At 60.0% G+C, this 12,712-nt stretch carries 10 protein-coding genes and 2 tRNA genes; 10 read left to right on the top strand and 2 right to left on the bottom strand.

Annotation, left to right across the window (positions count from 1 at the left end; genetic code table 11):
- Positions 1 to 115: 115 nt before the first annotated feature.
- From AC1Z24_RS28545 to AC1Z24_RS28535, 3 genes are all read left to right on the top strand, one after another.
- Complete coding sequence (locus tag AC1Z24_RS28545) at positions 116 to 1,303, top strand: ATP phosphoribosyltransferase regulatory subunit (protein ID WP_259104463.1); 1,188 nt, start codon at positions 116 to 118, stop codon at positions 1,301 to 1,303.
- 54 nt (positions 1,304 to 1,357) lie between these two features.
- On the top strand, positions 1,358 to 2,650 hold the full coding sequence (locus AC1Z24_RS28540) for an adenylosuccinate synthase (protein ID WP_483743652.1): 1,293 nt from the start codon (positions 1,358 to 1,360) through the stop codon (positions 2,648 to 2,650).
- Positions 2,651 to 2,801: 151 nt separating this feature from the next.
- Positions 2,802 to 4,736 (top strand): methyl-accepting chemotaxis protein, encoded by a 1,935-nt coding sequence (locus tag AC1Z24_RS28535; RefSeq protein WP_483743651.1) that lies wholly within the window; start codon positions 2,802 to 2,804, stop codon positions 4,734 to 4,736.
- 179 nt (positions 4,737 to 4,915) lie between these two features.
- Here the strand turns inward: AC1Z24_RS28535 and AC1Z24_RS28530 are convergent.
- Together AC1Z24_RS28530 and AC1Z24_RS28525 are read right to left on the bottom strand one after the other, a co-directional pair.
- Positions 4,916 to 5,002 (bottom strand) — tRNA-Leu (locus tag AC1Z24_RS28530).
- Positions 5,003 to 5,123: 121 nt separating this feature from the next.
- A tRNA-Leu gene (locus AC1Z24_RS28525) sits at positions 5,124 to 5,210 on the bottom strand.
- A 216-nt stretch (positions 5,211 to 5,426) separates the two neighbouring features.
- Here AC1Z24_RS28525 and rnr point away from each other — a divergent pair.
- The 7 genes from rnr (at position 5,427) to dnaB (ending at position 12,705) form a co-directional block, all read left to right on the top strand.
- Positions 5,427 to 8,078, top strand: coding sequence for a ribonuclease R (rnr, locus tag AC1Z24_RS28520; protein ID WP_483743650.1), 2,652 nt, complete (start codon positions 5,427 to 5,429; stop codon positions 8,076 to 8,078).
- Entirely contained in the window at positions 8,075 to 8,836 is a 762-nt protein-coding gene (gene rlmB, locus AC1Z24_RS28515; RefSeq protein ID WP_259110412.1) for a 23S rRNA (guanosine(2251)-2'-O)-methyltransferase RlmB, read from the top strand. The genes rnr and rlmB overlap by 4 nt, the downstream gene beginning before the upstream one ends.
- A gap of 264 nt (positions 8,837 to 9,100) precedes the next feature.
- Complete coding sequence (gene rpsF, locus AC1Z24_RS28510; RefSeq protein WP_259110413.1) at positions 9,101 to 9,526, top strand: 30S ribosomal protein S6; 426 nt, start codon at positions 9,101 to 9,103, stop codon at positions 9,524 to 9,526.
- Between the two features lie 28 nt (positions 9,527 to 9,554).
- Positions 9,555 to 9,785, top strand: a complete 231-nt coding sequence (gene rpsR / locus AC1Z24_RS28505; RefSeq protein WP_002551829.1) for a 30S ribosomal protein S18 — start codon at positions 9,555 to 9,557, stop codon at positions 9,783 to 9,785.
- A 39-nt stretch (positions 9,786 to 9,824) separates the two neighbouring features.
- Entirely contained in the window at positions 9,825 to 10,721 is an 897-nt protein-coding gene (locus tag AC1Z24_RS28500) for a hypothetical protein (protein WP_483743649.1), read from the top strand.
- A gap of 19 nt (positions 10,722 to 10,740) precedes the next feature.
- Positions 10,741 to 11,187 carry a 50S ribosomal protein L9 gene (gene rplI, locus AC1Z24_RS28495; RefSeq protein ID WP_259110731.1) on the top strand — a complete coding sequence of 149 codons (447 nt, stop codon included), beginning with the start codon at positions 10,741 to 10,743 and terminating at the stop codon, positions 11,185 to 11,187.
- A gap of 123 nt (positions 11,188 to 11,310) precedes the next feature.
- Positions 11,311 to 12,705 (top strand): replicative DNA helicase, encoded by a 1,395-nt coding sequence (dnaB, locus tag AC1Z24_RS28490; protein WP_259110734.1) that lies wholly within the window; start codon positions 11,311 to 11,313, stop codon positions 12,703 to 12,705.
- The last annotated feature ends 7 nt before the right edge of the window (positions 12,706 to 12,712 follow it).

Raw genomic sequence — 12,712 nt, 5'->3', positions numbered from 1 at the left:
TCTGCAAGGCCAGTTCCTGGGTATTTGTCGTGCCCGGAATATTGCTTTGACCGCTTTCTGCTTCACACTAGGCTGGCACTGCTGCTGGCCGCCCGGATCATAGGGGAAAGGCGTAATGGCAACGGTTGACCGCTGGCTGCTACCAGATGGCATCGAAGAAGTACTGCCACCGGAAGCGGCGCGTATTGAAGTCGCGCGCCGTCAGGTGCTGGATCTGTTCCAGGGATGGGGCTATGAATTCGTCGTCACTCCGCATATCGAATACCTGGAATCGCTACTGACCGGTGCAGGCTCCGATCTGGATCTGCGCACCTTCAAGGTGGTCGATCCGCAATCGGGTCGGCAAATGGGTTTCCGCGCCGATATCACGCCGCAAGTTGCGCGTATCGATGCGCACACGCTGCGCCGCGAAGGCCCGAGCCGTCTGTGCTACGCCGGTAGCGTGCTGCATGCGCAGCCGCGTGCCCTGTCCACCTCGCGCAGCCCGATCCAACTGGGTGCCGAGTTGTACGGCGATGCCAGCCCGAGCAGCGACGTCGAAGTCATCAGCCTGATGCTGGCCATGCTGCAACTGGCCGATGTGCCGGATGTCCATATGGATCTGGGCCACGTCGGTATCTACCGTGGCCTGGCCCGAGCCGCCGGCCTGTCCGGTCAGGTCGAGCAACAGCTGTTTGATGCTCTGCAGCGCAAGGCCATCGACGAAGTGATCGCGCTGACCGAAGGCTTGCCTGCGGATCTGGCTGGCATGCTGCAGGCCCTGGTTGGTCTGTGTGGCGGTCGTGAAGTCCTGGCTGCGGCCCGTGATCGTCTGGCCAACGCGCCGGCGCCGGTCCTGGCTGCGCTGGACGATCTGCTGACCATCGCCGAGCGTCTGGCCGCACGTTTCCCTGATTTGCCGCTGTATTTTGACCTCGGCGAGTTGCGTGGCTACCACTACCATACGGGTGTGGTGTTTGCGGTATTCGTGCCGGGTGTCGGCCAGTCGATCGCCCAAGGCGGTCGCTATGATGACATTGGTGCCGATTTCGGCCGGGCCCGTCCCGCCACCGGCTTCTCCACCGATTTGAAGACCCTGGTCACCCTGGGTCGTGCAGATATCGAATTACCGTCTGGCGGTATCTGGATGCCGGACAGTACAGATGCGGCACTCTGGCAGCAGGTTTGCCAGTTGCGCAGCGAAGGTCAACGTGTTGTCCAGGCTCTGCCCGGGCAGCAGGTGAGCGCCGCGCGTGAAGCCGACTGTGACCGGCAACTGATTCAGCATGGCGAGCGTTGGCAGGTAGTGCCGCTGGCTTCTTGAGTTTTCCTGCCGGCCGCCGCCGGCATTCAGTTTGCGTGAATGAGGACAAGTGTTATGGGTAAGAATGTCGTAGTCCTGGGCACCCAATGGGGTGATGAGGGCAAAGGCAAGATCGTTGATCTGCTGACCGAACATGCTACCGCCGTGGTTCGCTACCAAGGTGGCCACAACGCCGGTCACACTCTGGTGATCGACGGCGAAAAAACCGTTCTGCACCTGATTCCGTCCGGTGTCCTGCGCGAAGGCGTGCAGTGCCTGATCGGTAACGGTGTGGTCGTGGCGCCTGACGCGCTTATGCGTGAAATCATCAAGCTGGAAGAGAAGGGTATCCCGGTGCGCGAGCGCCTGCGTATCAGCCCGTCCTGCCCGCTGATCCTGTCCTACCACGTGGCGCTGGACCAGGCCCGTGAAAAGGCCCGTGGCGAGCTGAAGATCGGTACTACCGGTCGCGGCATCGGCCCGGCTTACGAAGACAAGGTGGCTCGTCGCGGTCTGCGCATCGGCGACCTGTTCCATCGTGAGCGTTTCGCCGCCAAGCTGGGCGAGTTGCTGGATTACCACAACTTTGTACTGGTCAATTACTACAAAGAGCCAGCCATCGACTTCCAGAAAACTCTTGATGAGTGCATGGAATACGCTGAACTGCTCAAGCCGATGATGCTCGACGTCACCGCTACGCTGCACGAGATGCGTCGCGCCGGCAAAGACATCATGTTCGAAGGCGCACAAGGTTCGCTGCTGGACATCGACCACGGTACCTACCCGTACGTCACCAGCTCCAACACCACGGCCGGCGGCATCGCTACCGGTTCGGGCATGGGGCCGATGTACCTGGATTACATCCTGGGTATCACCAAGGCTTACACCACGCGCGTCGGTTCGGGTCCTTTCCCGACTGAGTTGTTCGACGATGTTGGTGCGTTTCTGGCCAAGCGTGGGCACGAATTTGGTGCAACCACCGGCCGCGCTCGTCGTTGCGGCTGGTTCGACGCCGTGATCCTGCGTCGCGCTATTGAAATCAACAGCATCTCGGGCCTGTGCCTGACCAAGCTGGACGTGCTCGACGGCCTGGAAACCATCAATATCTGCGTGGGTTACCAGAACGAAAACGGTGCAGTCATCGACGCGCCGACCGATGCCGACAGCTACATCGGCCTGGTTCCGGTCTACGAAGAGATGCCGGGCTGGAGCGAATCGACCCTGGGCGCCAAGTCCCTGGACGAACTGCCAGCCGCTGCCCGTGCTTACATCAAGCGCGTCGAAGAGCTGGTCGGTGCACCCATCGACATTATTTCGACCGGTCCTGATCGCAACGAAACTATCGTTCTGCGTCATCCGTTCGCTTGATAAGTCGTTGATGTACATGGAAAGGGCCGCTATTGCGGCCCTTTTCTTTTGGCACTTGATTCCAGTCACTGGAACGGCACGGCCTTTGCTGTTAAAAGTGTCAGAAAAGGTGCCATCATTTTAATGGCGCTTATAGTGGAGGGTTTCTCCCGTGTCAGCTGTCCTCTCTCTGTTACGCAGTCGGCTGTTAAGGCCCGTATTCATTGCCCTCGGAATCGCCCTTTTGGTGCAGGTCCTGGTTGCCGTTGCCCTGACTCGGAGCACGGTGACTGCGCTCGAGGCCGATCTGGCGACGCGCCTGGGTGTAGATTCGCAACACTTGTCTTCGGAACTGGAACAAGCCAGTCAGCAGGTGACAAGCAGCCTGAACAATTTGTCGAGCAGTACCGGGCAGCGTTTGAGCGATGGTTTATCCGTGCGTCTAAAAGACGAGCAGAAGCAATTGCGCGCCACCCTGGAAAAAGATCTTAAGGATTCGGCCACCGATATGGCCGAGTTGTTGGCGGCGGTTGCCCCTCGTGCCATGTGGGATAACGACACGCCGACGCTGTCGGAGTTTGCCCGTCGCGCTCAGCGCAATCCCAATGTGCTGTTCGTGGTCTATGACGACGCAACCGGCGAGCACCTGACGCGTTACCTCAATCGCGAAAACCCGATCATCAAGGCCCTTTTGGCCAAAGGTGAGGGCGAGCGGGCGATGGATAAAGTGCTGAGTGCCGCCAAGAACGATCCTTCCCTGTACTACGTTGAGGCCTCGATCAGCCCTAACGGCGTCGAGATCGGCAAGGTCCGCATGGGGGTTTCCACGGCGTCGATCGACGAAAACGTGGCGGCTCTGGACAAGCGCTTTGCAACTTTGCTCTCCAGTAGCAAGCAACTGGTATCCGACAGTCTCAGCAGTGCCGCAGCCGACAGTTCGGCAGCTTTGCGTACCCGTCTGCAATCGGCGCAGGGCGCAGCATCGGCCATGGCGACCAATACCTCTGCGGCGGTACAGGATGCGGCTGAAACATTGCGCTGGCGTATCGGTGTGGGCCTGGCCTTGGTCGGTCTGGGCGTTCTGTTGTTGCTGGCGGTGGTCCTGGGTCGTCGCGTAGTCAACAAGCTGTTGCTGTTGATTGCCGCTCTGGACGATCTGGCGGCAGGCGAGGGCGATCTCACCAAGCGGGTCAAGCTCGACAGCAATGACGAAATTGGTGATATGGCGGCAGCGGTCAACCGCTTCGTCGACAAACTGCAGCCTATCGTCCGCGAAGCCGGTGATGTTGCGCAGCAGACCGGTGTCGAGATCGGCGCCATGAGTCGCCGCAATGCCGGGGCCGATGCGGCCGCTGAGTTGCAGCGCGACGAAGTGGCGGCCAGTCTTCAGGCCCTTGCGCAGATGGCCGACGAAGCCCAGGCGGAAAGCCACGCCATGCAGGCGGCGCTCAAGCAGGTGGTGGATATTCGCCAGGCCACCGACGAAAACACCCGTACCTCCAATCAGGTTGGCGGTTTGATCGAGGCCCTTGCCGGGCAAGTGGAAAACGGTGCGCAGGTCATCGAGCGTCTGGCCAAGCAGAGCGAGCAGATTGAAGTGGTGCTGGAAGTGATTCATGGCATCGCAGAGCAGACCAACCTGCTGGCCCTTAACGCCGCCATCGAAGCGGCGCGTGCCGGGGAGACCGGTCGAGGGTTCGCGGTAGTTGCCGACGAAGTGCGGGCTTTGGCCAGCAAGACGCAAAGCTCCACCGGCGACATCCAGGAACATATCGCCAAGCTGCAGAGTGGGGCCAAGGAAGCGGTGGCGACCATTGGTCTGGCCGGGCGTCAGGCGAAAGAAGGGCTGGCGGTTCTGCGGGACAGCGCGCGGCTGCAACTGACTGTGCAGGCGTCGGTCGAGCAGGTTCACGCGGCCATTGGTCTGGCTACCAAGGCGGCGGAGCATCAGGCTCAGGGTGCGCAGGCGGTACGCGGTCGCGTCGAGGTCATCCATGCCCAGGCCGAGAAAGCGGCTCAGGCGGTGGTGGAGACCACAGCAAGCGGCAAGGCGCTGGACAAGCTGGCGGCGCAGCTCAAGGCGAGCCTGGGGCAGTTCCGGGCTTAGGACGAGGTTTGCTGGGAGGGGCAGGATCTCGTGGGAGCGAGGCTTGCCCGCGAAGAGGTCGGTAAATCGGGCGCATTGTTTGAGGTCGAAATACCCCCCTTGCGGGCAAGCCTCGCTCCCACAGGATTTGCGGATGCCAGAAAACACAAAACCGAGCACAAGGCTCGGTTTCGTTGAATTGGTGCCCAGAAGAAGACTCGAACTTCCACGACCTTGCGGTCACCAGCACCTGAAGCTGGCGTGTCTACCAATTTCACCATCTGGGCAATGCGCTGATTTAATTAGATTTATCGATTGAATGCAACTAAAAACGTAACTATTTTTGCGATAATATTTTTCAGCTTTCGTAAAACACAAAACCGAGCACAAGGCTCGGTTTCGTTGAATTGGTGCCCAGAAGAAGACTCGAACTTCCACGACCTTGCGGTCACCAGCACCTGAAGCTGGCGTGTCTACCAATTTCACCATCTGGGCAGTTCGTTGATTTCATTCGATAATTCGTTTGATTTCAACTACAACGTGGCGTGTGCCGTCGTTGTGGGGCGCATCTTACGGAGGCAAAACGGGGCTGTAAACCCCCTTTCGTAAAATTTTTTTTGAAATAGCGAAAAGGCGCGGCAAATGGTGTCTTCGCGTTTCAATCGGGTATATGCCAAACTAAATGCATACAGACAAGGTGAACTCATACTAATGGCCGATTGGCAGTCCCTCGATCCCGAGGCCGCTCGTGAAGCGGAAAAATACGAAAACCCTATCCCCAGCCGCGAGCTGATTTTGCAGCACCTGTCCGAGCGTGGATCGCCGGCCAGTCGTGAGCAACTGGTGGAAGAGTTTGGTCTGACCACTGAAGATCAGTTCGAGGCCTTGCGCCGCCGCCTGCGGGCGATGGAGCGCGATGCGCAACTGATCTACACCCGCCGCGGGACCTACGCGCCGGTAGACAAGCTCGACCTGATCCTGGGCCGCATCTCCGGTCACCGTGACGGCTTCGGCTTCCTGTGCCCGGACGACGGCTCGGAAGACCTGTTCATGAGCCCGGCGCAGATGCGTCTGGTGTTCGATGGCGACCGTGCCCTGGCCCGGGTTTCCGGCCTGGACCGTCGTGGCCGTCGCGAAGGGGTGATCGTCGAAGTCATCTCCCGTGCCCACGAAAGCATCGTGGGTCGCTACTTCGAAGAAAGCGGCATCGGTTTCGTCGTGCCGGATAATCCAAAGATTCAGCAGGAAGTACTGGTGACGCCGGGTCGCAACGCCGACGCCAAGGTCGGGCAGTTCGTCGAGGTCAAGATCACGCACTGGCCGACGCCGCGCTTCCAGCCTCAGGGCGATGTGATCGAAGTGGTGGGCAACTACATGGCGCCCGGCATGGAAATCGATGTCGCGCTGCGCACCTACGACATTCCTCACGTCTGGCCAGAGGCCGTGCTCAAGGAAGCGGCCAAGCTCAAGCCGGAAGTCGAAGATAAGGACAAGGAACACCGCGTCGACCTGCGCCATCTGCCGTTCGTCACCATCGACGGCGAAGATGCCCGCGACTTCGACGATGCGGTCTACTGCGAAGCCCGTCCGGGCAAACTGCGCCTGTTCTCCGGCGGCTGGAAGCTCTACGTGGCGATTGCCGACGTCTCCAGCTATGTGAAGATCGGTTCGGCCCTGGATACCGAAGCACAGGTGCGCGGCAACTCGGTGTATTTCCCCGAGCGCGTGGTGCCGATGCTGCCTGAGCAGCTGTCCAACGGCCTGTGTTCGCTGAACCCGCTGGTCGATCGCCTGGCCATGGTCTGTGAAATGACCATCTCCAAGACCGGCGAAATGACCGACTACGTGTTCTACGAGGCGGTCATTCACTCCCATGCGCGCCTGACCTACAACAAGGTCAGCTCGATGCTGGAGCAGCCCAAGACCACCGAAGCGCGGCAATTGCGCGGCGACTACAAGGAAGTCCTGCCGGACCTCAAGCAGTTGTATGCGCTTTACAAAGTGTTGCTGGGCGCGCGGCATGCCCGCGGTGCCATCGACTTCGAAACCCAGGAAACCCGGATCATTTTCGGCTCCGAGCGCAAGATCGCGGAAATCCGCCCGACCACGCGCAACGATGCTCACAAACTGATCGAAGAGTGCATGCTGGCCGCCAACGTCGCCACCGCTGAATTCCTCAAGAAGCACGAGATTCCCGCGCTGTACCGGGTGCACGACGGTCCGCCGCCGGAGCGTCTGGAAAAACTGCGCGCGTTCCTCGGTGAGTTGGGCCTGTCGTTGCACAAAGGCAAGGACGGCCCGACGCCGAAGGACTATCAGGCTCTGCTGGAAACCGTGCGTGAACGCCCGGACTACCATCTGATCCAGACGGTCATGCTGCGTTCGTTGAGCCAGGCGGTTTACACCTCGGACAACAACGGCCACTTCGGCCTGAATTACGAAGCGTACACCCACTTCACCTCGCCGATTCGCCGTTATCCGGACTTGCTGACTCACCGGGCCATCCGCAGCGTCATCCGCTCCAAGCAGGAAACCCCGCACGTACGGCGTGCCGGTGCCGCGACCATTCCGAAAGCGCGCATCTATCCGTACGACGAGGCGGGCCTGGAACAGTTGGGCGAGCAGTGCTCCATGAGCGAGCGCCGTGCCGACGAAGCCACCCGTGACGTGGTCAACTGGCTCAAGTGCGAGTTCATGAAGGATCGCGTTGGCGAATCCTTCCCGGGTGTGATCACTGCCGTGACCGGTTTCGGCCTGTTCGTCGAGCTGACCGATATCTACGTCGAGGGTCTGGTGCACGTCACCGCCTTGCCGGGTGATTACTACCACTTCGATCCTGTGCATCACCGCCTGGCGGGCGAGCGCACCGGTCGCAGCTTCCGTCTGGGCGACACCGTGGAAGTGCGGGTCATGCGCGTTGATCTTGACGAGCGCAAGATCGACTTCGAAATGTCGGAAAAAACCACGACTGCCCCAGTGGGTCGCAAGCGTCGTAGCAGCGAGCCTGCACCGGCTGCTACCCCGGCACCGGCTCCGGCTGCCAAGGAAAAGGCGTCTGCCCCGGCCCGTGCGCCGAGCAAGCGTCCGGCCAAGGCTGCTGGGGCTTCCGACGCCTATCGTCCGAGCGATGCCGCTGCCAAGAATGCCGAAGTACGCAAAAGTCGCGAGCTGAAACAGGCTTTGCTGGCGGAGGCAAAGGGCGGCAGCAAGACCTCATCGGGAAAGTCCGGTAAAGCCGGTTCTGCGCCTGCGTCATCGGGCAAACCGGCTAAACCGAGCAAGCATCGCAAGGGCCCGCCAAAATCGGGCTCGGCATCGGCGGCCGATGGCGGCAGTCTGCGTAAACCTAAGGCCAAGTCATGAGTCAGTTGGAAAAGATCTACGGCGTGCATGCCGTAGAAGCCCTGTTGCGCCACCATCCCAAGCGGGTCAAGCAGATCTGGCTGGCCGAGGGTCGCAGCGATCCGCGCTTCCAGGTCCTGCTGCAACTGGCAGGGGAGAACCGTGTGTCGGTAGGGCAGGCCGAGCGTCGCGAAATGGACGCCTGGGTCGAGGGCGTGCACCAGGGCGTGGTGGCTGAAGTCAGCCCGAGCCAGGTCTGGGGCGAAGCCATGCTTGATGAGCTGCTCGATCGCACCGAAGGCGCACCGCTATTGCTGGTGCTGGACGGCGTGACCGACCCGCACAACCTCGGCGCCTGCATGCGCACCGCCGATGCGGCCGGTGCGTTGGCAGTCCTGGTGCCCAAGGACAAGTCGGCCACTTTGACACCGGTGGTGCGCAAGGTGGCCTGCGGCGCCGCCGAAGTCATACCCCTGGTGGCCGTGACCAACTTGGCGCGCACCCTGGAAAAGCTCCAGCAGCGCGGCCTGTGGGTCGTCGGTACGGCAGGGGAGGCCGAGCAGGAGCTTTACGAGCAGGACCTGACCGGGCCGATCATCATGATCATGGGCGCCGAAGGCAAAGGCATGCGCCGCCTGACCCGCGAGCATTGCGACTACCTGGTGCGCCTGCCGATGGCCGGTAGCGTCAGCAGTCTGAACGTTTCCGTTGCTACAGGTGTGTGCCTGTTTGAAGCGATGCGCCAGCGCAATGCCAAGGCGGCCGCTGCGCGGAAGTAATCGAGCTACGAGCTAAAGCTATAAGCTGCGAGCTACAAGCCGAGCGACAGTTGCTTCGGCTTGTAACTCGAGCCTCGCAGCTGGCAACTGCTCCTGTTCAAATAATCACCAATTGCCTTGCACCTGTGCATCCCCTTCTCTACAATTGCGCCCCTTGCTCTCACGGCAGGCGCTGATGTGCCTGTCCCTGAGCAAGACTCACAGTGTCATTCACTCCTTGTCTGACCGCATTTTGCGGCAGGCTACAACCCGTAAGGAGCATTCATGCGTCATTACGAAATCATCTTCCTGGTCCACCCGGATCAGAGCGAACAAGTCGGCGGCATGGTTGAGCGTTATACCAAGCTGATCGAAGAAGACGGCGGCAAAATCCACCGTCTGGAAGACTGGGGCCGTCGTCAACTGGCCTATGCAATCAACAATGTTCACAAGGCTCACTACGTGATGCTGAACGTTGAGTGCACCGGCAAGGCCCTGGCCGAGCTGGAAGACAACTTCCGTTACAACGATGCCGTGATCCGTAACCTGGTCATCCGTCGCGACGAAGCCGTTACCGGCCAGTCCGAGATGCTCAAGGCTGAAGAGAACCGCAGCGAGCGCCGTGAGCGTCGTGACCGTCCTGAGCACTCCGACAGCGCCGATGGCGTTGATGGTGATGACAGCGACGTTAGCGATAACGCTGACGAGTAATCCACGGACCTTTTGAGGAGCCTATTACATGGCACGTTTCTTCCGTCGTCGTAAATTCTGCCGCTTCACCGCTGAAGACGTGAAAGAGATCGATTACAAAGATCTCAACACTCTGAAAGCCTACGTATCCGAGACCGGCAAAATCGTTCCAAGCCGTATCACTGGTACCAAAGCTCGTTATCAGCGTCAGCTGGCCACCGCTATCAAGCGCGCCCGCTTCCTGGCCCTGCTGGCCTACACCGACAGCCACGGCCGCTGAGACCAGGTCGTCGACAAAAAGTAGCAAAGGATAGAATGCATGCGCGCCATGGCTAATTTCATCATGCGCGGTCGCGTGCAGGCCACTTTGATAGTGGCCGGATGTGCGGCATTGCCGCTGTTGTTCTGGTTGAGTGCTGCCGCAGGATGCCTTGTGCTTCTGCGGCGCGGGTTGAGTGATGCCATGGGTGTCCTCGCCTGGGCTCTGCTGCCGGCCTTGGTCTGGTGGTACTACGGTGATCCTCGCATCTTGATGGTGCTGATCGGCTCACTGGGGTTGGCGACGCTTCTGCGCGCCAGCGAATCCTGGGTCCGCGTGCTGCTGGTCAGCGTAGCAATGGGTCTGGTGTATGCCTTGATCCTGGGTGCGGTTTTCCGCGGACCCATCGAAGCGATGGCGCTGGAGTTGGAAAAACTCCTGCCGCGAATCCTCGAAGGGCTCTACCAACAGTTGTCGGTAGAGGAGCGAGCGCGCCTTGGAGCATTGATTGCACCGGTCCTGAACGGCCTGATAGCGGCTTTGCTGCAAATTGTCAGTGTGCTGTGCCTGATTGTCGGGCGTTACTGGCAAGCGTTGTTGTACAACCCGGGTGGTTTCGGGCGCGAGTTTCGCGCTGTCAGACTGCCTCGAGTAGCGGCGTTGGTACTGTTGGTGTGCATGCTGGTGGGGCCGAATTTTGGTCCGCAGATGGCAATGTTGACACCGTTGTGCAGTGTCCCGCTGGTATTCGCCGGGCTGGCCTTGATGCACGGTCTGGTGGCTGAAAAGCGACTGGCCAGGTTCTGGCTGGTGGGGTTGTACGTCACGCTGCTCATGTTCATGCAGCTGATCTATCCGTTGCTGGTGGCTCTGGCCATTGTCGACAGCCTGATTGATTTTCGCGGTCGCCTGGCGTCGAAGGACGCCGATGATGGCCCTGCGAACGGTGAAGGTTAAAAGTTAAGAGGATTTTCACATGCAACTGATCCTTCTGGAAAAAGTCGCCAACCTGGGCAACCTGGGCGACAAAGTGAACGTTAAGGCCGGTTACGGTCGTAACTTCCTGCTGCCTTACGGCAAAGCCACCGCAGCGACCGCAGCTAACATTGCTGCGTTCGAAGAGCGTCGTGCTGAGCTGGAAAAACTGGCTGCAGACAAGAAAGCTTCTGCCGAAACTCGCGCTGCCCAACTGGCTGAGCTGGAAGTGACTATCACTGCCACCGCTGGCGACGAAGGCAAGCTGTTCGGTTCGATCGGCACCCACGACATCGCTGATGCACTGACCGCCTCTGGCGTTGAAGTTGCGAAAAGCGAAGTTCGTCTGCCGAACGGCACTATCCGTAACGTTGGTGAATTCGATGTCGCTGTGCACCTGCACAGCGACGTTGAAGCAACCGTTCGCGTTGTCGTGGTAGCAGCTTAAGCAGTACGTAATCGTCTGGCGGCCTGGCCGCTGGAGGATTAACATCGGGCACGATCCTGTTTACAGGTCGTGCCCTTTGTCTTTCTGCTATTCCTTTTTGCAAACACCCGAATTCAGGTGGTCATGAACGAACTTTCCGCTCCCGAGCAGTACGATCTGCAAACCGCCGCCCTTAAGGTGCCGCCGCATTCCATCGAGGCCGAACAGGCTGTGCTCGGTGGTCTGATGCTGGACAACAACGCCTGGGAACGCGTGCTGGATCAGGTCTCGGACGGCGATTTCTATCGACATGATCACCGCCTGATCTTCCGTGCCATCGCCAAACTGGCCGACCAGAACAGCCCGATTGACGTGGTGACCCTGGCCGAACAACTGGACAAGGAAGGCCAGACCTCCCAGGTCGGTGGCCTCGGTTACCTCTCGGAGCTGGCGAAAAACACGCCGTCCGTCGCCAACATCAAGGCGTACGCGCAGATCGTCCGGCAGCGCGCGACCCTGCGGCAGTTGATCGGTATCAGCACCGAAATTGCCGACAGCGCGTTCAACCCGGAAGGCCGCACGGCTGAAGAGATTCTCGATGAGGCCGAACGGCAGATCTTCCAGATCGCCGAGGCGCGGCCCAAGACCGGCGGCCCGGTCAGCGTCAACACGCTGCTGACGGCGGCCATTGATCGCATCGACACGCTGTTCAACAGCGACAACGCCATTACCGGCCTGTCCACCGGCTACACCGACCTCGACGAGAAAACCAGCGGCCTGCAACCGGCCGACCTGATCATCGTCGCCGGCCGTCCGTCCATGGGTAAGACCACCTTTGCGATGAACCTGGTGGAAAACGCCGTATTGCGCAGCGACAAGGCGGTACTGGTGTATTCCCTGGAGATGCCAGGTGAATCGCTGATCATGCGTATGCTGTCGTCCCTGGGCCGTATCGACCAGACCAAGGTCCGTGCCGGTCGCCTGGATGACGATGACTGGCCGCGCCTGACCTCGGCGGTCAACCTGCTCAACGACCGCAAACTGTTCATCGATGACACCGCCGGTATCAGCCCCTCGGAAATGCGCGCGCGTACACGGCGCCTGGTACGTGAGCACGGCGATATCGCCATGATCATGATCGACTACCTGCAGTTGATGCAGATCCCCGGTTCCGCTGGCGATAACCGCACTAACGAGATTTCCGAGATCTCTCGCTCGTTGAAAGCCCTGGCCAAGGAATTCAACTGCCCGGTCATCGCCCTGTCCCAGCTAAACCGCTCCCTGGAGCAACGGCCGAACAAGCGCCCGATCAACTCCGACTTGCGCGAATCCGGAGCGATCGAGCAGGACGCCGACGTGATCATGTTCGTCTACCGCGACGAGGTGTATCACCCGGAGACCGAGCACAAGGGCATCGCGGAAATCATCATTGGTAAACAGCGTAACGGCCCTATCGGTACTACGCGCCTGGCGTTTATCGGTAAGTACACGCGCTTTGAGAACCTGGCACCGGGTAGTTATAACTTTGATGATGAGTAATGCTCAG

The sequence above is a fragment of the Pseudomonas sp. JL23 genome (assembly GCF_056933585.1).
The sequence above is the reverse complement of the archived record's forward strand: the minus strand, read 5'-3'. Positions and strand labels throughout refer to the sequence as shown.